Origin of the sequence: Nocardia sp. NPDC056541, assembly GCF_042794235.1 — a bacterium.
In the GTDB taxonomy this organism is placed as follows: domain Bacteria; phylum Actinomycetota; class Actinomycetes; order Mycobacteriales; family Mycobacteriaceae; genus Nocardia.
Window position 1 is genome coordinate 186,812 of sequence record NZ_JBHTUD010000002.1, and the last position, 17,867, is coordinate 204,678.

Genomic DNA, 17,867 nt, shown 5'->3' on the forward strand with positions numbered 1-17,867 from the left:
GCAGGTGAGGAAACTGATTCAGCTCACCGGCGCGTACCGCTGGTGGGTCGTCGCGGCATGGCTGCTGCTGGTCGCGGCCGCGTTGCCGCTGATGCTGCACCAGTCCGACCGGCTCACTGCCGGCGGCTACGAGGTTCCGGGCAGCGGATCCCAGCAGGTTCAGCAACTGGTTGCCGAGAAGTTCCCGGCCTTGTCCCAGGAACAGCTGCTGCTGGTCATCCGGTGCGACAGCGACGTCGCCCCGGAATCGACGGGCAGGCAACTGGAGCGGTCACTGGCCCAGGTCGGCGCTGGTGGCAGCGCCGTCTCGGTGCCCGCAACCGCGGCGGTCGCGGCGCAACAGGCTGCCGCGGCGGGGCGCCGTGAACTGGCGATTCCACTGCATGTGGCGACTGGATGGAACGGTGCGATCGACGCGGGTCGCGACCTCACCCATCATTTCGATGAGTCGTCGGGCGAGCAGGGTTGCCGGACTCAGGTCGCCGGGCGCGGAGCCCAGGCGGCGGCGCTGCACGACGTCTCCGAAAGCGGTCTGAAACAGGCCGAGATGATCGGCATGCCGGTCCTTCTGATCATGTTGCTGGTCATCTTCGGCTCGTTGGCGGCCGCGGCACTGCCGCTGGTGATCGCGGGCGTCAGCTTGGCGGTCACTGGTGCGGCGATCTACCTGATCTCCCAACACGCGCTGATGTCTGTTTTCGCGGTGAACATGTCGTCGATGATCGGCCTCGGCGTCGCGGTGGATTACGCGCTGTTCGTCGTGGTGCGGTTCCGGGAGGAACTGCGAGGCGGAGCGAGCGTAGCGGAAGCTCGCGCCATCAGTATGCGCACGTCGGGGATGGCGGTGGTAGCCAGCGGCGCGACGGTTGTCGCGGCACTGAGCAGTGTGTTCATCATCGACAACGCGGCATTGCGTTCCATGGCGCTCGGCGCGGTGCTGGTGGTCTGCGTTGCTGTACTGGTGACTGTCACGTTGCTGCCTGTGCTGCTCGAGCTGCTCGCCACCCGGATCGGCCGAGTCAAGGCCGGCGCGGTCGAACGACCCCTGGAATCAACCTTCTGGTACCGCTGGACTGTCCGTGTCGTCGAACGACCGGTCATTGCGACGGTTCTCGCGCTCGGCGTTCTCGCGCTGCTCATCGCGCCGGTCTTGTCCTTGCGGATGGGCGATGACACCTTGCGTCAGCTGCCGGGGCAGAATTCGGCACGCCAGGCCGCTGAAACCGCGCACCGGCTGCTCGGGCCGGGTGCTGACGCGCCTGTCGTCATCACCCTGCAAGCCCGCGAGGGGGGTGCGGTCGATGCCGACACCGGACGACTGGCTGTGGCCCTGCGCGCTGACTCCTTGGTCGAATCGGCAGAGGTTATCGGCGCCGAAGGTGACATCCGTGTGCTGGCTGTCGTGCTGCGCGCCGACTACGAGAGCGATGCCGCGCGCGCCTTTGTGCGATCGCTGCGCTCCGAGATCGTTCCCGCCACCGGAATCGAGAGCACCGCACAGGTCGCTGTCGGTGGCGCCGGCGCCAGCGGCGTCGACCTGATCGATCTCGTTCGTGAGCGGCTGCCGATGGTGGCAGCTCTCGTGCTGGTGCTGTCGTATCTGCTGTTGGCCTTGCTGCTGCGCAGTCTGGTGCTTCCGCTCAAAGCGATTGTCACCAACATGCTCTCGGTGGGCGCGGGATTCGGTGTGATCGTCGCACTGTTCCAATGGGGCTGGTTGAAGGACCTGACCGGCATCGAGCCGCTGGGACACGTGCAGAGCCTGGCGCTACCGCTGGTCCTGGCTGTCGTTTTCGGCCTCTCGATGGACTACGAAGTGTTTCTGCTGTCTCGTATCCGGGAACGGTGGGAAGCCACCGGTGACGATCGGCGTGCGGTCGCCGAAGGCGTCGGGAGCACCGCCGGCGTCATCTCCAGCGCCGCGGTGATCATGATCGCGGTATTCGCCGCCTTCGGGGTGACCGGTATTCCGGTGGTGCAGCAGCTCGGCATCGCCTGCGCTGTCGCGGTCGCGGTCGACGCCACGATCACCCGGTTGATCCTCGTCCCCGCCACGATGACCATGCTCGGCCGCTGGAACTGGTACTTCCCGGCGCCGCTGCGCAAGATTCGGGTACTGCAGGAGGCATCGGAATGATCGGGGCGTTGGGCGGTGGGCTGACCATGCAGGGCGACACCCCGTTCGCCACGTGCTTCCTGCAGGCACTGGCGAACATCCTCGGCAAACGGGGTGTCGCCGAACCGCTGAGTGCACTCGGCCCGGCGCTCGGATTCGGGCGCCGGAGTGCGACTCGGCTCACCGGTGGCGAGCGCACGGTGGCCAACACCGCACGGGTGACCGGCTTGTCGCTGAACTCGCATCACCATACCGATTGGTCGGACGCGATCCGATTCGAGCGCGAGATCCTCGCTGCGGCAGGGGATCTGATCGTTGGGCTGGATTCGTTCGACATCCCGTCGCCGTATGAGAATCTCGAGCACCTCACCCATGCCGTTGTCGTGCTCGAACATCATGACGACTACGTGGTCGTTGCCGATGCCATGAACCATCCACAACCGCGGCGGATGAACCTGGCCGCCTACGCCGCGTCGCGGATGAGTGAGGCTGGAGCAGGCGTATCGATTGTCTGCTCCGGCCTCGCCGGTCGGCCCGCTGATCAAGCCGAGATCATCGAGCTGCTGGCTACCGAAGTCGCGGCTCACCGCGGCGAACTCGGCATCGCCGCCGCTTTCGCGGTGGACGTGGAAGCTGGTGACGGCGTCGCCGATGTCGCCGATGTCGCCGCCGAACGGCTCGTGCTCGGGCAATTGGTCGGTGGCCTGGACCGGTCGTGGGCTCCCGATGTGGCCAAAGCATTGGCAGGACTGTCGCGACGCTGGTATCTGGCGCACACCATGGCCAGAGAGATCGCCTCGGGTAACGCGGCACCGCGCCCGGCGCGATTGGCTCGACTGCTCACCGAATTGCACGGTCGCGAAACGGCATTCAACGCCATGCTCACCGACTACCTGGCCGCTGACCGCATCCGCACGTGAGCTTCGCGCAAGTCGGCGTCGACCTGGTCCATCAACCGCAGTTCGAGCAGGTGCTGGCCCGTCACGGACAGCGATTCCTGTACCGGGTCTTCACCGATACCGAACGCGCCTACTGCGCCGCACAAGGCACTGCGGGTACCGCGTCGCTGGCAGCCCGGTTCGCGGCGAAGGAGGCCACGTTCAAGGCGCTGGCCTCAGCGCTACCGACGCTGCGCTGGCGCGAGATCGAGACCGTCAGCCACGACGACGGCCGGCCGATGCTGCGGTTACACGAGCACACCAGGGCCGCAGCACTGGCGCACGGGTGTGTCGGTGGCTCGGTCAGCCTCAGCCACGACGGCGACTACGCGATCGCGATGGTCGCCCTGCAATTCACCACCACGATCGACCCCCTCTGAACTACGAGAACCACAGGAGGACAGCGATGGAAGAACGCATCACTTCGCTCGTACTGGCCCACACTTCGCTCGGCGCGGCCGGGACCATCATCGGTACCGACACCGATCTGTGGGCGGCCGGCATGAGTTCGGTGCACAGCGTGAACGTCATGATGGCCGTCGAGGACGAATTCGACATCGAGTTTCCCGAAGCGCTGCTTACCCGAGCGACATTCACCTCTGTCGCTTCGATCGCCGCCGCGGTGCGGACTCAGATCGACGACGACACGATGGTGTCGGCATGACGACCACGGTCGGTCGTGAGCCGATGACGATCGGCGACCCGATCAGGGTCGCGAAGACAGTTGCAGCACAGGTGCTTTCCGCACATGCCGCCACCGTCGACCGGGAAGCAGTGTTTCCCGCCGAATCCGTCGCGGCGATCCACGAGGCAGGATTGCTAGGCGCGGCCGTCGCACGTCGGTACGGCGGAGCAGAGCTGTCGCTGAACGAGCAAGTCGGCGTCGCGAAGGAACTGGGCCGCGGGTGCTCGGCATCGGCGATGGTGTGGGCGATGCACCAAGTCCAAATCGCCTGCATTGCACGCCACCACGGTGACGGTACCGAACTCGCCGCCACCCTGACCCGCTACGTCACCGACGGCACGCTCGTCGCCTCGATCACCTCCGAGGTCGGCGTGGGTGGTAGCTTGCGCACCTCGACGGCCGCGGTCGAATTCGACGGTGATCGCGCCGCGCTGAGGAAGAAAGCGCCCACCGTGTCCTACGGTGCGCACGCCGGTGCCTACCTGGTGACCGCACGCCGCCGTGCCGACGCGGACGCGGGTGACCAGGTGGCGGTTCTGGCCGATGCCTCGTCGAGCGAGCTCGTCCCGACCGGACCCGGGTGGAATCCGATGGGTATGCGCGGAACCTGTAGTCCTGCTTTTACTTTCAACGCCGTGGTTCCTGCTTCGCATGTGCTGCCCGCCGGGTTCGACACGATCGCGGCAGCCACGATGGTGCCCCATTCACACATCCTGTGGGCCGCGGTATGGATCGGCGTCGCCGCCGATGCCTTCAAACGCGCCCAAACCGCGGTCCGCAAACGCGGAACCACCGATGTGCGACTAGCCGATGCGGCCCGAAGCCTGACCCAACTCGAAGCGTTGCTGGCCGATTCGGTCCGCCGGTATGCCCCGATCTGGGATGACCCAGCGGCGCTGGACACCCTCGGTGGGCCTGGGTTGACCATGCAATTCAACGACCTGAAGGTGCTCGTCTCCCGAGGATCGGTCGATGTCGTCGAACTCGCCCTCGAGATCTGCGGGATGGCCGGCTACGCCGAAGCGGGCCCGCTGTCAGTCGCTCGTCACCTGCGTGACCTGTACTCCGCACGGCTGATGATCGGCAACGAGCGGCTCATCGCCACCAATACCCAACTTGCCCTGCTGAAGCGAGGATGACCATGAGCATCGAAACCATCTCCCCGAACACCCTGCTGGCGTCCCCCGACGCCGTGCTGATCGCCTCGGAAACACCGGGTGTCAGCGTGACCAACCATGCCTTCGACACCATCATCTCCGGCATGCGCGCCGCGCTGGTCGAACTCGCCGCTCCCCAGCAGCCGACGCCACTGGCGGTGCCGCCGGTGATTTCGCGATCGCTGCTCGAACGTGTCGGCTATGTCGACACCTTCCCCGATCTGCTCGGCACCATCCACTCGTTCACCGGCTCGGCCAAGCGGTGGCGCGAGCTGGATGCCGCTCGGACGGCCGAGGCCGGCCACTGGCATGACGACCAGCAGATCAGCGATCTGTGCGTACTGCCTGCCACCTGCTATCACGTCTACCCGCTGTTCGAGGGCCAGGACCTCGACGCACCGACCGTGCTCACCGCCGAAGCACACTGCTATCGGCAGGAGGGCACTCACGAACTCGGTCGGCTGCGCAGCTTCCGGATGCGCGAATTCGTGCGTATCGCCGGTGCCGACGACTGCACCGCCTGGCGCGACGAATGGGTCCAGCGGCAGCGTGTTTGGCTGGAATCGTTGGGTCTCGAGGTGTCGGTGGTTCCCGCCAGTGATCCGTTCTTCGGCGCGGCGGGTCGACTGATGAGCGCCACACAGAAGGAACAGGAGCTCAAATACGAGCAGTGCGTCGCCGTCGGCGACGGACTCGTGCAAGCGGTCGCCAGTGCCAACTGCCACAAGGAGCACTTCGGCGAACCGTTCGACATCACCGTCGCCGGCGAACCTGCCCACACCGCCTGTGCGGCCTTCGGACTCGAACGGATCGCTCTCGCCTTGATCCACGCGCACGGCACCAACCCGTCGACCTGGCCTGCCGTCGTGCGCGCCGCGCTGCGACTGGACGCCGCGTGACCCACACAGACCTCGTCAACCGTCTCGTCGAAGTACTGCGCGAGGTCACCGACGGTGCGGTGCCCGCGAACGTCGACACCACCGGCCCTCAGAGCATCCGTGCGCTGAAGCTGACCAGCATGAAACTGCTGGCATTCATGGTCGAGCTCGAAGACACACTCGGCGTCGAGTGGGACGACGACATGGCTCCCGACACCACCGCGTCCTTCGACGCGCTCGCCGACTACATCCACACCCAACTACAGAAAGCTGGTGCGCGATGAGCGAATACCGGATCGCGCTGTTCACCGTCGAGTGCGCGCAGACCGGGGCAGCCATGGCGGAAATCGTGGCGCGCCACCCGGAGGTGAGGATGATCGTCACCTCCGACGTCACCCGCCCGGCCCGGGGGAGTGCCGCCCAACAGGCCGTCCAGCACATTCGCCGCTCCGGGCTCGGCTTCGCGGGCTACCTGCTGTCGTCGTTTCAGTTCTACAACGCATGGCTGAGCTTCGACAGGGTTCGCTCGGCGGTGACCGGTAGCGAACGTGACCGCCTCTCGGTGGCGGAACTGTGCGAGCGCAACGACCTGCGCCATGTTCATTCGCAGAATGTCAACGGCGCGGACGTGATCGAGGCGATGCGTGCCGAAGGCATCGATCTGATCGTCATCTACTGGTTCGACCAGATCCTGAAGCAGCGGGTCATCGATCTGCCTGCCCACGGCGTGGTCAACCTGCACGCAGCTCCGCTGCCCGTGTGCCGCGGGTTGTGGCCGGTGTTGTTCTCGGCCATCGAGAACGACCGAACCTTCGGAATCACCGCGCATCTGATCGAGGACGAACAGATCGACGCGGGCCCGATCATCGGCCAGTTGGCTGTCCCTGACGCGGGCCGGTCCGTCATCTATCAGGACGACGTCGTGAACCGCAGCGGAACCGAACTGCTCTCGGCCGTGCTCGCCGACCTACCGGGCGCGATCGCGGCGGGCAGACACCAGAGCGGCGGAAGTTACTTCTCCCATCCCGAGCGCGCACAGATCGCCGCGGGCTCGCAACGCGGCATCTCCTTGACCGCGTTGCGGGACACGCTCGCGGTCTATCGCAGCAAGGGCCCGCTCGACGCCGAGTTCACCGTCGTGCCCGGTGTCGCGGTGGATCCGGATCCGGTCACCGGGTGATGAACGGGAACGGTATGTCACGGTGGTTGACTGTGCTGTTGGCGATCACCTGCGGAGTGACTTCGTCCAACATCTATCTCACACAACCGTTGCTGCCGCAGATCGGCGCCGATCTGGGCGCGACGGCCGAGACCACGAGCCTTGTGCTCTCGGCAACTCAGATCGGCTATGCCCTCGGCATCTTGCTGCTGGTGCCGTTGGGTGACATCAGGGACCGACGGCCCCTGATCCTGACAATGATGGGACTGACGGGCGCCGCACTCGTCTGCTCCGCGTTGGCACCGTCGATCACGGCACTGGTGGTCGCGGGCTTCCTGGTCGGCCTGTTCACCCCGATCCCGCAAGTCGTGATCCCGCTGGCCGTGCTGCTCGGCGGCGACGCAGCGCGGGGCCGGACGGTCGGAATCCTGCAAGCAGGTCTGCTCATCGGCATCGTCTGCTCCCGCGCCTACGCGGGAGCTATGGCCGAATGGGTGGGCTGGCGCAGCGCATACTGGTGCTCGCTGGCGGCCATGATCGTGGTGACGGTACTGCTCCTGCGGGCGCTGCCCTCCACCGCACAATCGACCGAATCGTTGACCTATCCGCAGCTGATGCGCTCGATGGCCGTGCTGATTCGCAGGCCCGCCGTCGCGGGAATCTGCGTTTCGGGTGGCCTGGTCGGGATCGCCTTCGGCGCCTTCTGGAGCACGATCACCTTCGAGCTCCATTCCGAATTCGGGTTCGGCTCGGCGGCTTTGGGAGCCTTCGGAATGATCGCCGCGGTGAGTGCACTGGCTTCGCCGGTCGCCGGTCGCATCGCGGACCAGCACGGGGTTCGCCTGACCCAGACGGCTTTGATCAGCATGCTCGTCGTGGGCTGGCTCGTCATTGCGGGGCCACCTGGCTGGCCGGTGGTCGTCCTCGGCGCGATACTCGTCGATGTCGGATTGTGGGGCAACCAAGTCGTGAATCAGGCCGCACTGTTCGGCGCGGCAGCCCGCGACCACAGCCGACTCAACACGCTGTACTTCTTCACTCGGTTCGCCGGTATCAGTGCCGGTTCGGCGCTGGGCGCGGCGTTGTGGGCTCAGTTCGGTTGGCACGCGGTGGTAGCGCTGGGGATCGGCGCGAGTGTGGTGGCCCTTGGTGTGTTCGCCGCCAGCACCCGAAACCCTTCCACGACTCGTCAGGAGGTACCCGCGTGACCACGGCCGAACAGCAGCAGTGCTCCGCTGACGATTTCCGGTTGGCGATGTCGCGATTTCCTTCGGGCGTCGTGGTCGTCACCGCCGAGGACGAGGACGGCACGCCTTACGGGTTCACCGCCAGCTCGTTGTGCTCGGTCTCGCTCGATCCGCCACTGTTGTTGGTTTGCCTTGCACGCAAGGCTCGCTCGTATCCCGTTTTCGCTCGGGTCGAGCGGTTCGCGATCAGTGTTCTCGCTGCGGACCAGGAGAACACCGCCCGCCGGTTCGCCGGCAGCCTGGGAGAGAAATTCACCGGTGGCGAACTCACACGCGCGCCTGGCGGTGCGTTGGTGGTCGGGGATGCGTTGGCTACCCTCGATTGCCGCGCAGTCAATCGACACGAGGCAGGTGACCATATGGTGTTGATCGGGCAGGTCACCGTTGCTCGAACCAACCCGATACCGGCTCCATTGGTCTATGTCGACCGTGGATTCCGCACTGTCGGCTGAGGCTCGGATCCCGCGACGATGTGCCTTCCGTGGTCACGGGATTGCAGGTAGTCGGGTCGGGGGCCGTTGGTCGGAGGCGCTGAGGTCCGATAACGGTGCCTTTCCCAGTGGTCAGTCATTCTTCGTGGGAGTTCGGGCACGTCCCCGAAGGCTGGCGCTGACCCGGCTCGGTCGACCTGGCTGATCGGCCGGTCGAGAGCCATCCGATAGGGAGTGCTTGCCCAAGGCGATCGCTACGCGTACCGCACGGTCGTATGTTGTCGTCCGAGATCGATCGCGCCGTCATCGGTGGCGACCGTCGCTTCGATGACGTCACCGTCGCGCAGGTACTTCGGGTTCTTGGCCTGGCGGTCGAAGAAGAGTTTCCACTTGATCTTGGGTGGCAGTATCGCGCCGATGATCTCCACCGGTTTTGGTGGAGCGCTGATCGCGGTTCCCACCGGAGTGCCGGTGAGCAGCAGATCGCCGGCACTCATCCGCTGGAATCGCGACAGCGCCCGCACGGTCTCGAGCGGTTGGTAGATCATGTCGGCCACGGTCATGTCCTGGCGCTTCTCACCGTTGACCCACAGCCGTAGCCGCAAGTCGACGAACCGGTCGAGTTCGCCTGCTTCCAGGAGAACCAGTGCTGGTCCCGTCGGGGTGAACGTCGGATACGACTTGCCCTCGTAGTACTGGGTCTGCGGCAATTGCACGTCGCGCGCCGAGATGTCGTTGGTGACGACGAGTCCCGCGATGTAGTCGCCGAGGTTGCCGGAGTCGATCTCGGTACCGACGGGCATTTCCCTGCCGAACACCAACCCGATTTCGACTTCGTAGTCCAGGAGTCGCACATGGCTCGGACGGACGACCTCGTCGTGGGGGCCACTGATCGATCCCGATGCCTTCCTGAAGAAGGTGAGCGGGACCGATCCGGGATCTCCGCCGGAATCCTTCACGTGGGAGGCGAAGTTCGTCATCTGGGCGACCACCCGGCACGGGACCGTGACCGGGGAGACCAACGAGAGTTCGTGCACTGGGACCGGATCGGTGGTTCGCGCCGCCTGGGTGATCGCGGAGCGGTCGGCGAGAAGTGCGGCGGTCGTGGTGGCGTCGGTGGCGATCCGGGCCGCGCCCGCAGAGGTCAGCAGCCACCAGCCGTCGATCGCACGGAGAACGGTGTGTGCCATGAACGCTACTTTCTTCTAGCCGATCAGCTGCTCATATACTGACGATATCATCACTTAAGACGTATGCATCAGTTGAGATCATCTGGAGGATAGCATCAACTATGAGATAGTGGTCATTTGTGTGATCGGTAATCGACTGGCTCGGTGTGGAGGGCACGATGGATGACACTGGCGGCACCAATCGGCTGGAGCGGCGGAAAGCCCGGACTCGGGCAGCGCTCGTCGCGGCGGCGCAGGTCTTCATCGCGCAGGGCAGGCTCAATGTGCCCATTCTGGAGATCACCCAGGCCGCGGACGTGGGCATGGGGTCGTTCTACAACCATTTCTCGAGCCGGGAGCAACTCCTGCAGGTGGCAGTAGGGGAGGTGCTCGACCGGCTCGGTGGTGCGCTGGACGAACTGACGGCAGACCTCGAAGACCCGGCGCACGTCTTTGCGCAGAGCTTTCGTTTGGTGGGCAGGGTACATCGGCGTGAACCCACCGCCAGCAAGGTTCTGCTCGCGGAGGGACTGGTCTACGCCGGGTCGGACAGGGGTGTGGCCGCACGAGCGCGCCGGGATATCGAGATAGGTATGCGTGCTGGTCGGTTCCGGGTGCGCGATGTCGAACTCGCGCTGGTGATCGTGTCGGGTGCCGCGCTGCGCCTCGGTCAGTTGTTGCACGAACAGACGAACCGTGACGACGCCGCGGCCGTCGACCAGGTGACCGAAGATCTCCTGCGCATGCTCGGCCTGGGGGCGGAAGAGGCTCACGACATCAGTCGACGTGCCTTGCCGGAGATCTGAGTTCCGGCGGCACGTTCCGCGTCCGCCGCCGGGTCGTAGGTCGGTCCAAGTCGGCCCGGGTCGGGCGCGTGGGGAGCCCCGCGCCCGACCCGTGGTCAGACGTGGAGATCAGCCCGCGTTGACCGCCGCGGCCAGCCTGGGAAGCTGGCGAAGCGGGGCGTGGTGCTCGACTTCCATGCGCTGTTCGGCGTCGAAGATGTCGCTGAGACCCGGGGCGGGGTCGTGGGTTCCGGACTGCGGCAGGGTGGTCGCGCTGAACGGCCAGTCGGAGCCGAAGACGATGTGGTCACGCGTGGTCACGGCCGACACCGCCGACATCGCGGCATTGGAGGCACTGAGAGCCGTGTCGTAGAAGAATCGCGAGATCTGGGTCTTCGTGTCGAGCAGCGACGGCTTGCCCAGGCCCTCGGGCCAGTTCTCGCCGATGGCCGTCTCGGAGGCGACGCCGATCCGCCAGGACAGGAAAGGCAGGGTGCCGCCGGCGTGGGAGAGCTGGAACCGGATGTTGGGGTACCGCTGGGTGACGCCGGTCAGCATCATCATCGTCGCGGCCCTGGTGGTGTCGAAGGTGAACTCTTCGAGGAAGTCGGGCAGGGGCAGCTTCGGCTTGGCGTCGTCCGGGATAGCGGCTGGGTGGACAAAGACGTAGGCCTTGCGGTCGTTCAGCGCGATCATCAAGGGCTCGTAGAGCGGATCGCCCAGATAGACGCCGTTGTAGGCGGACAGCAGGACGATGCCGTCGGCGTGCAGGACGTCGAGGGCGTAGATCGCCTCGGCGACCGAGGCTGCGATGTCCGGCATGGGCAGGACGGCGAAGGAACCGAAGCGGGTGGGGTGCTGCTTGGTGAGTCCGGCGACGTAGTCGTTGCAGTATCGGGCCATGTCGTTGGCTTCCTTGCCCGCGGGCAGGAAACCGACGCCGGGATCGGACACCGACAGGGCTTGCGCCTGGATGCCGTAGTAGTCCATGAATTCCAGCGCGGATTCGGGCGACCACTGGGGCGTGGGATAGCCGCCGATCGTGAAGTGCCCATGCGAGAGCAGTGCCGCGCGGTAGTCCGGTGGCAAGACGTGGGAATGCAGATCGATGCGGTAGGTACCGCTCGGAGCGGGCTGCTGGGCGCGGGCGGTTCCAGCCGCGCCGAACCGGGTCGACGTACCGAGGGGGAGAGCCGTGGCCGCGGCGACACCGAGCGTGCCTGCGACAGCTCCTCCCAGCATGCGGCGGCGGCTCACGCCGGCGCGCGATGGAGTATCGGATTCGTTCACGAGAATGTCCTTTCCTTCGGTTGTTTCGGTCGCATCGCGAAGTCCCGCTCGGCGCGGTCGGAGTCCGCCCGAACGGGGATGGGCTGCGGGGTGGGGAGTGCTCGATCGAGCTGATCGGGCGAAGCGATGCGCGAATCGCTGATGAAAGTATCAGATGCGATGCGATACGTGGCTGAACCGGTCTTCTTGCACCGAAGTCGTTCCGCCGGAGGGTCTGGGCAGGGAGTGCGACCGGCATCATCGGCGGAGGCGCTCACTGCTGCTATAGACCGTCATAGATGACGACATGGTCAGTCAATTGCTGCCAGAGAATTCTCAGGCGATCCGCAGACCTCCGACAGGAAGCGTGTGCGCGACGTCACGCAACATGGAGCTTTGCGTCAGATATGATGATTTCATCATCGCCATGTTGGTGTGGCGATTGTGCCCGGGATCGTCTCCCCGGCCCGCCAGGGGGAATCTGGAGGAGAACTGATGAAGCTTCGAGAGCTGGATCCCGTCGACAACGGCAACGTGCCCGGTGGGAGTGTGCGGCGACGAATCGCGCGCGGCATCACTCTCGGCCTGGTCGTCTCGCTCGTGCTGGCGACGATCGGGATCGTGTCGGTCGAGCTGTATCTGCGGAACCGGATCGAGGGCTGCCTCGCGGCCGGCCTGCGAGACGACCTCGGCTCCTCGGTGGACGTGGATCTCGGTCCGCGACCGGTCGTATTCAGTCTGATCGACCGGCGGATTCCCGAGCTGACCGTGGATGGCGACGACGCGCAGTTCGGTCCGGCGGTCGGGATGGCGGTCCATGCGACACTGCATCAGGTCTCGATGGCGCAGGGCGGGGCTTCGGCCACCGTGGGCAGCTCCGAGGCGCGCGTCGACTGGAGCGCCGAGGCGATCCAGCGCACGCTGCACGGGCTGGCCGGGGAGGTGGGGATGTCCGCTGCCGACGGCACGGTCGATGTCACCGGGGTCATCGGCGTGGTGTCGGTGCGGCTGCGCCCCTACATCGAAGACGGGGCGATCCGCGTCGAGATCGTCTCTTCTCGCGGGGTCCCGCCGCAACTGGCGAACGAGATCGCCGACCTGCTCACGGAGAGCCTGCGCGACTATCCGCTCGGGCTTCGGCCGGAGTCCGTGACCGTGGCCGACACGGGAATCCGGGTCGAACTCCGTGGCGGCGCCACCGAGCTCCCGGTATCCGGCGACACGTGCTGATCTTTTCATCAGGAATAGCTTGACCTGCCAAGAGCCGGTGCTCGATGATCGACGTGGTGGGTTGCGACGAAGTTGCCGAGCTGACGGTAGAGGAGTGGTTCCATGGCGATCACCGGTAGGAATCTTGCGAGGTGGCTGCGTCCCGGTGCTGTTGTCGCGGTGCTCGCGGCACTGCTGGCGACCATGTATCTGGGATACATCGTCGACCCGGAGAAGAACATGCACGACTTCCCGATCGGACTGGTCAACCTCGATGTCGGCGACACCGTCGGAGGTGAGCAGGTCAATGTCGGCGATCAGATCGCGGCCTCGATGGTTCAGCAGATCCCCGCCGACAAGGTCGCGCTGCGTGAGATGGGCTTGCCGGAGCTGCATCGGGCCATGCTCAACGGCGAGATCTACGGGGCGATCGTCATCCCGAGTGACTTAACCAAGCGTGTGTCGATCCTGGGCGCGGCCGGTGTCGTGCCCGGCGATGTCGATTGGCCCGTCATCACCGTCGAATCGAATCCGGCGGCGGGTGCCTACGCCACGCAGATCATGCTGCGCATCACCACTCAGGCGACGGACGCGGCGAACAAAGCGGTAGGCGCGCAACTGCTCGAGCGGGTGCAGAACCAGCTCCAGCCGACATCGGACGCACCCGCTACCCAGCTCTCCGGCGTGAGCCGGCTCGCCATGGCCGAGCCCGTCTCGGTGGTGGTCGTGCCCTTCCGTGAGCTCCCCGACGGCGCCGGTGGGGGACTGTCGGCGTTCTTCTACACCCTGCTGTTGCTGCTGGCCGGGTTCACCGGCGCGATGATCATCCACGCGATGGTGGACTCGGCACTGGGCTTCGCGCCGACCGAGTACGGGCCCTGGTACGTCCACTACCCGGCGACGCCGATCTCGCGCGTGCGGACGCTGCTGCTCAAATGGGGCATTCTGGTGGTCGTCGCGCCAGTGGTGTCCGGGATCTACCTGGCCGTCGCGACGATGCTGGGGATGTCGATCGAGCGTGCTCCGATGCTGTTCCTCTACGGGGTGCTCGCGATTGTGGCGGTCGGGATCACCGCGCTGTCCATCCTGGCGATCTTCGGTGCGGCCGGGATGCTCGTGAATCTCATCGTGTTCATCGTCCTCGGCCTGCCCTCCGCGGGCGGAACCGTGCCGATCGAGGCGACGCCGCGGGCCATGGCGTGGCTGTCGACCTTCGAACCGATGCACCAGATCTTCATCGCGGTGCGGGCGATTCTCTACTACGACGCCCGGGCGAGTTCGGGCCTGGCGCACGGCGTGGGGATGGCCCTGCTCGGCCTGCTGATCGGACTGGTCATCGGCCTGGCCGCGACGATCTTCTACGACCGGAAGGGGCTGGAACGCCGGGCTGTCCCGGCGGCCGGAAAGCAGTGAGTTCTGCGCGGACCGGCGCCGACCAGGACATGGTGGGCGCCGGTCCCGCGATCAGAAGGCGGCCTCGTCGAGATCCATGATGGCGGGGTCGATATCCGCGATCACGGCACGGTCGGCACCGAGCCGGGGCAGCACGGTTCGGAGGAAGAAGGACGCCACCGCGATCTTGCCCGCGTAGAAGTCACGGTCCGATCCGGCGGACGGGAGTGCGGCCGAGGCGATTTCCGCGGCTACCAGCAGTCGCCACCCGATCAGCAGATCGCCGACCGCCAGCAGGAAACGGACCGATTCGAGCCCGACCTTGTACAGCTCCCGACTGTCGTTCGCGGCCGCGAGCAGGTGCTGGGTCAAGGTGGCGGTCATGGCCTGCACGTCGTCGAGCGCGGTCAGCAGAATTGCGCGTTCGGCCTTGAACTCGGGGGTGCCGGATTCGGGCTGGGCGGTCGCCCGGACCTGGTCGGCGATATGGGCCAGGGCCACGCCGCGGTCGCGGGCGATCTTGCGGAAGAAGAAGTCCTGCGCCTGGATGGCGGTGGTGCCCTCGTAGAGGGAGTCGATCTTGGCGTCGCGGATGTACTGCTCGATCGGGTAGTCCTGCAGGAAGCCGGAGCCGCCGAAGGTCTGCAGCGAATCGGTCAGGTACTGGTAAGCGCGCTCGGAGCCGACACCTTTGACGATCGGCAGCAGCAGATCGTTGACCCGCGCGGCCAACTCGGCGTCCGCTCCCGAGACATGCTGGGCGACTGCGGGATCCTGGTGGGCGGCGGTGTAGAGATAGATCGCGCGCAGGCCCTCCGCGTAGGCCTTCTGCATCATCAGCGAGCGCCGAACATCCGGGTGGTGGCTGATGGTCACCTTCGGTGCGGTCTTGTCGGCGATCTGGGTCAGGTCGGTGCCCTGGACGCGGGTCTTGGCGTATTCCAGCGCGTTGAGGTAGCCGGTCGACAGGGTCGCGATGGCCTTGGTGCCGACCATCATGCGCGCTTCCTCGATGACCTGGAACATCTGGGCGATGCCGTTGTGGACGTCGCCGACGAGCCAGCCCTTGGCGGGCACGCCGTGGCCGCCGAAGGTGAGCTCGCAGGTGGCCGAGGCCTTGAGCCCCATCTTGTGCTCGACATTGGTGACGAACACACCGTTGCGGTCACCGAGTTCGCCGGTCTCGGAGTCGAAGTGGAACTTCGGCACCAGGAAAAGGCTCAACCCTTTGGTGCCGGGGCCGGCGCCTTCGGGGCGGGCCAGGACCTGGTGGATGATGTTGTCGGACAGATCGTCGGCATCGGCCGCGGTGATGAACCTCTTGACGCCCTCGATATGCCAGGAGCCGTCCTCCTGCTGGACCGCCTTGGTGCGGCCCGCGCCGACGTCGGAGCCCGCGTCGGGCTCCGTCAGGACCATGGTCGCGCCCCAGCTCTTCTCGACGGCGATCCTGGCCCAGCGGCGCTGGTCCTCGGTGCCGATGCGGTCGACGATATCGGACATACCGGGCCCGGTCAGGTACATGTACGCCGCCGGCTGGGCGCCCAGAATGAGCTCGCTGATCGCCCAGGCGAGCATGCGAGGCGCCGGAATACCGCCGATGGCCTCGGATTTCGCGATGCGCCACCATTCGCCGTCCTGCCACGCCCGTACCGAGCGCTTGAACGCCTCCGGTAGTTGCACGGTGTGGGTCGCGGGGTCGAATTGAGGTGGGTTGCGGTCGGTGTCGGCGAACGACGCGGCGGCGGGACCCTCGGCGATCCGCGCTGCTTCGACCAGCATCGTGCGCACGGTGTCGCCGTCGAGGTCGCTGAACGCGCCGCTGCCCAGCACGTCCGCCAGGCCGAAGACCTCGAGCAGATTGAACTCGAGGTCTCGGACATTGCTCTTGTAGTGGCCCACGGCCGAGTCCCTTCGACAGGCCGGTCGAGACGACCGGGAGTGAGGTGGAATGCGCGGATCCGATGCGCGCCGTGGGCCATTGTGGGTTCGCGCCGAAGCGCTACGCAACCGTAAGTTATTTTCGGCTAAGTAGATTCAATCTGAGAGCCGCTGGTACCAGATCATGAGATCGTCGTTCTCGCATTAAGTTGACCACCGCTAAGCTGATGAGCGAGTCAGTCGTGCAGGGCGATCCGGTCACCGATGGCGATCAACGCGCCCGCGAGATTCCGGTGGCCGAGGGCGCGCGGGTTGCGCACGGCGTCGATCACGACGGTGCCGATCGCCTGGACGAGGATGCGGGCCTGCGGGAGTGGCAGTTCGGCATGGGCCGTCTGCAACAGCCGGGCCCAGTTCAGGATGCCGTCGCGATGGATCCGGCGGTAGCGCGTGGCCTGCGGTTCCGGTAGGTGTCCGACCTCGCTGACGGTGGTACCGAGCAGGTCCGGCTGCTGGAGCGCGAATCCCACGAACGATTCCATCAGCAGATGTACCGCCTCGCGGGCGTCGCGGCCCTCGGCCAGTGCGCGGGAGGTGTAGAGGCCGATCCACTGCTCGTTGCGCACGATGATCTCGTTGAGCAGGTCGGCCTTGCTCGCGAAGTGGTGATACAGCGCGGGTCCGCTCACGCCGACGGCGGCGCCGATGTCTTCGATGCCCACCGCGGCATAGCCTCGCGTGTTGAACAGGCGCGCCGCCGCGCCGATGAGGCGCTCGGGTCGGGTGATTCGTTCGAACTCAGGGGACAGCGGCGGCGCCGGACGCGACGTGCGGGGCGAGGTCCCGCCCGGAGGCAATTCGGTGGCGAGGAGTCGCAGGATCGCGGCGTCGAGCACCGAGGTGAATGTCGTCGGCGGCAACTGCTGGCGGTGGTACGACGGGCTGACCGCCACCGAGAGAACGCACCAGCTCAGCAGCTCGACATCATGGTCGGATAGTTCTGGGCGCCGCGCGCGCACTGCCCGGCGCAGGTAGCCGGTCAATCGAACCGCCCGGATCAACACCGAAGAGCGGTGCGCGGCGGTGAGGTTGCGGAACTCGAGCTGCCACAGCCTCGGCAGCCCGCGCAGCTCGAGCGCGATGGCGACGAGTTCCTCGAAGACCCGATGCCCGCTCGCGTCCTGGACCGCGGCGGCCTCCAGCCGGGACACCGTCGCGTCCATGCCGGACATCAGGCAGTGGCCGAGCAACTCCTGCTTGTTGCGGAAATGGCGGTACAGCGCCGCCGAGGAGATCCCGACGGCGGTGGCGATCTCGGCCATGGACGTGCCGTGGTAGCCCGCCCGGGCGAAGGCGTCGGCGGCCGCGGTGAGGATCGTGGCGCGGCGGTCGCGTGGACGTCGGCGAATCGCGTGGCCGTCCGGGGTGCTGGTGCTCATCGTCTCCCAGTCTGGCGTACCGGGGCTGTGCCGTCGGGGGTGGCCACCGCATGGCCTCGTCGTCCGATGGCGGGCACGACCGGCCCCAGTGGGTGAACTCACAGTCATATGA

Annotated in this window: 17 protein-coding genes; 13 read left to right on the forward strand and 4 right to left on the reverse strand. The window is 66.2% G+C overall.

The window, feature by feature from the left end:
- Nucleotides 1–4: 4 nt before the first annotated feature.
- From ACFQ9R_RS03800 to ACFQ9R_RS03845, 10 genes are read left to right on the forward strand one after another with little or no spacing between them, the layout of a single operon-like run.
- Nucleotides 5–2,137, forward strand: coding sequence for an MMPL family transporter (locus ACFQ9R_RS03800; protein WP_378988745.1), 2,133 nt, complete (start codon nt 5–7; stop codon nt 2,135–2,137).
- Entirely contained in the window at nt 2,134–3,036 is a 903-nt protein-coding gene (locus ACFQ9R_RS03805) for a hypothetical protein (protein WP_378988747.1), read from the forward strand. Before ACFQ9R_RS03800 ends, ACFQ9R_RS03805 begins: the two co-directional genes overlap by 4 nt.
- Nucleotides 3,033–3,434 carry a holo-ACP synthase gene (acpS, locus tag ACFQ9R_RS03810; RefSeq protein ID WP_378988749.1) on the forward strand — a complete coding sequence of 134 codons (402 nt, stop codon included), beginning with the start codon at nt 3,033–3,035 and terminating at the stop codon, nt 3,432–3,434. Before ACFQ9R_RS03805 ends, acpS begins: the two co-directional genes overlap by 4 nt.
- A 26-nt stretch (nt 3,435–3,460) precedes the next feature.
- Complete coding sequence (locus ACFQ9R_RS03815) at nt 3,461–3,718, forward strand: acyl carrier protein (protein WP_378988751.1); 258 nt, start codon at nt 3,461–3,463, stop codon at nt 3,716–3,718.
- Nucleotides 3,715–4,878 carry an acyl-CoA dehydrogenase family protein gene (locus ACFQ9R_RS03820; RefSeq protein ID WP_378988753.1) on the forward strand — a complete coding sequence of 388 codons (1,164 nt, stop codon included), beginning with the start codon at nt 3,715–3,717 and terminating at the stop codon, nt 4,876–4,878. Before ACFQ9R_RS03815 ends, ACFQ9R_RS03820 begins: the two co-directional genes overlap by 4 nt.
- 2 nt (nt 4,879–4,880) lie before the next feature.
- Complete coding sequence (locus ACFQ9R_RS03825; protein WP_378988756.1) at nt 4,881–5,795, forward strand: hypothetical protein; 915 nt, start codon at nt 4,881–4,883, stop codon at nt 5,793–5,795.
- On the forward strand, nt 5,792–6,058 hold the full coding sequence (locus ACFQ9R_RS03830; protein WP_378988758.1) for a hypothetical protein: 267 nt from the start codon (nt 5,792–5,794) through the stop codon (nt 6,056–6,058). The genes ACFQ9R_RS03825 and ACFQ9R_RS03830 overlap by 4 nt, the downstream gene beginning before the upstream one ends.
- The gene (locus ACFQ9R_RS03835) at nt 6,055–6,954 is read left to right on the forward strand and encodes a formyltransferase family protein (protein ID WP_378988760.1); all 900 of its coding nucleotides are present in this window, start codon (nt 6,055–6,057) and stop codon (nt 6,952–6,954) included. The genes ACFQ9R_RS03830 and ACFQ9R_RS03835 overlap by 4 nt, the downstream gene beginning before the upstream one ends.
- A 14-nt stretch (nt 6,955–6,968) precedes the next feature.
- Nucleotides 6,969–8,141, forward strand: coding sequence for an MFS transporter (locus ACFQ9R_RS03840; protein ID WP_378988762.1), 1,173 nt, complete (start codon nt 6,969–6,971; stop codon nt 8,139–8,141).
- Nucleotides 8,138–8,632: a flavin reductase family protein gene (locus ACFQ9R_RS03845; RefSeq protein WP_378988764.1), complete on the forward strand. Its 495-nt coding sequence runs from the start codon at nt 8,138–8,140 to the stop codon at nt 8,630–8,632. Before ACFQ9R_RS03840 ends, ACFQ9R_RS03845 begins: the two co-directional genes overlap by 4 nt.
- A gap of 233 nt (nt 8,633–8,865) precedes the next feature.
- Here the strand turns inward: ACFQ9R_RS03845 and ACFQ9R_RS03850 are convergent, their stop codons facing one another.
- Complete coding sequence (locus ACFQ9R_RS03850) at nt 8,866–9,801, reverse strand: fumarylacetoacetate hydrolase family protein (RefSeq protein WP_378988766.1); 936 nt, start codon at nt 9,799–9,801, stop codon at nt 8,866–8,868.
- A 158-nt stretch (nt 9,802–9,959) separates the two neighbouring features.
- Here ACFQ9R_RS03850 and ACFQ9R_RS03855 point away from each other — a divergent pair, with 158 nt between their 5' ends.
- Nucleotides 9,960–10,586, forward strand: a complete 627-nt coding sequence (locus tag ACFQ9R_RS03855) for a TetR/AcrR family transcriptional regulator (RefSeq protein WP_378989126.1) — start codon at nt 9,960–9,962, stop codon at nt 10,584–10,586.
- 108 nt (nt 10,587–10,694) lie between these two features.
- Here the strand turns inward: ACFQ9R_RS03855 and ACFQ9R_RS03860 are convergent, their stop codons facing one another.
- Nucleotides 10,695–11,855, reverse strand: coding sequence for an amidohydrolase family protein (locus ACFQ9R_RS03860; protein WP_378988768.1), 1,161 nt, complete (start codon nt 11,853–11,855; stop codon nt 10,695–10,697).
- Between the two features lie 474 nt (nt 11,856–12,329).
- Between ACFQ9R_RS03860 and ACFQ9R_RS03865 the strand changes: the two genes are divergently transcribed.
- Complete coding sequence (locus ACFQ9R_RS03865; protein ID WP_378988770.1) at nt 12,330–13,064, forward strand: DUF2993 domain-containing protein; 735 nt, start codon at nt 12,330–12,332, stop codon at nt 13,062–13,064.
- 102 nt (nt 13,065–13,166) lie between these two features.
- On the forward strand, nt 13,167–14,456 hold the full coding sequence (locus ACFQ9R_RS03870; RefSeq protein ID WP_378988772.1) for a YhgE/Pip domain-containing protein: 1,290 nt from the start codon (nt 13,167–13,169) through the stop codon (nt 14,454–14,456).
- A gap of 51 nt (nt 14,457–14,507) precedes the next feature.
- Here ACFQ9R_RS03870 and ACFQ9R_RS03875 read toward each other — a convergent pair whose 3' ends face one another.
- Both ACFQ9R_RS03875 and ACFQ9R_RS03880 read right to left on the reverse strand, forming a co-directional pair.
- The gene (locus ACFQ9R_RS03875; RefSeq protein ID WP_378988774.1) at nt 14,508–16,337 is read right to left on the reverse strand and encodes an acyl-CoA dehydrogenase; all 1,830 of its coding nucleotides are present in this window, start codon (nt 16,335–16,337) and stop codon (nt 14,508–14,510) included.
- A 215-nt stretch (nt 16,338–16,552) separates the two neighbouring features.
- Nucleotides 16,553–17,755 carry a TetR/AcrR family transcriptional regulator gene (locus tag ACFQ9R_RS03880; RefSeq protein ID WP_378988776.1) on the reverse strand — a complete coding sequence of 401 codons (1,203 nt, stop codon included), beginning with the start codon at nt 17,753–17,755 and terminating at the stop codon, nt 16,553–16,555.
- Nucleotides 17,756–17,867 lie beyond the last annotated feature (112 nt).

Bases quoted from the DNA above. Each gene is read 5' to 3' on its own strand.
- ACFQ9R_RS03870 (WP_378988772.1), top strand. From the start codon at position 13,167: ATGGCGATCACCGGTAGGAATCTTGCGAGGTGGCTGCGTCCCGGTGCT.
- ACFQ9R_RS03820 (WP_378988753.1), top strand. From the start codon at position 3,715: ATGACGACCACGGTCGGTCGTGAGCCGATGACGATCGGCGACCCGATC.
- ACFQ9R_RS03840 (WP_378988762.1), top strand. From the start codon at position 6,969: ATGTCACGGTGGTTGACTGTGCTGTTGGCGATCACCTGCGGAGTGACT.
- ACFQ9R_RS03835 (WP_378988760.1), top strand. From the start codon at position 6,055: ATGAGCGAATACCGGATCGCGCTGTTCACCGTCGAGTGCGCGCAGACC.
- ACFQ9R_RS03850 (WP_378988766.1), bottom strand. From the start codon at position 9,801: ATGGCACACACCGTTCTCCGTGCGATCGACGGCTGGTGGCTGCTGACC.
- ACFQ9R_RS03825 (WP_378988756.1), top strand. From the start codon at position 4,881: ATGAGCATCGAAACCATCTCCCCGAACACCCTGCTGGCGTCCCCCGAC.
- ACFQ9R_RS03855 (WP_378989126.1), top strand. From the start codon at position 9,960: ATGGATGACACTGGCGGCACCAATCGGCTGGAGCGGCGGAAAGCCCGG.
- ACFQ9R_RS03815 (WP_378988751.1), top strand. From the start codon at position 3,461: ATGGAAGAACGCATCACTTCGCTCGTACTGGCCCACACTTCGCTCGGC.
- ACFQ9R_RS03805 (WP_378988747.1), top strand. From the start codon at position 2,134: ATGATCGGGGCGTTGGGCGGTGGGCTGACCATGCAGGGCGACACCCCG.
- ACFQ9R_RS03865 (WP_378988770.1), top strand. From the start codon at position 12,330: ATGAAGCTTCGAGAGCTGGATCCCGTCGACAACGGCAACGTGCCCGGT.
- ACFQ9R_RS03880 (WP_378988776.1), bottom strand. From the start codon at position 17,755: ATGAGCACCAGCACCCCGGACGGCCACGCGATTCGCCGACGTCCACGC.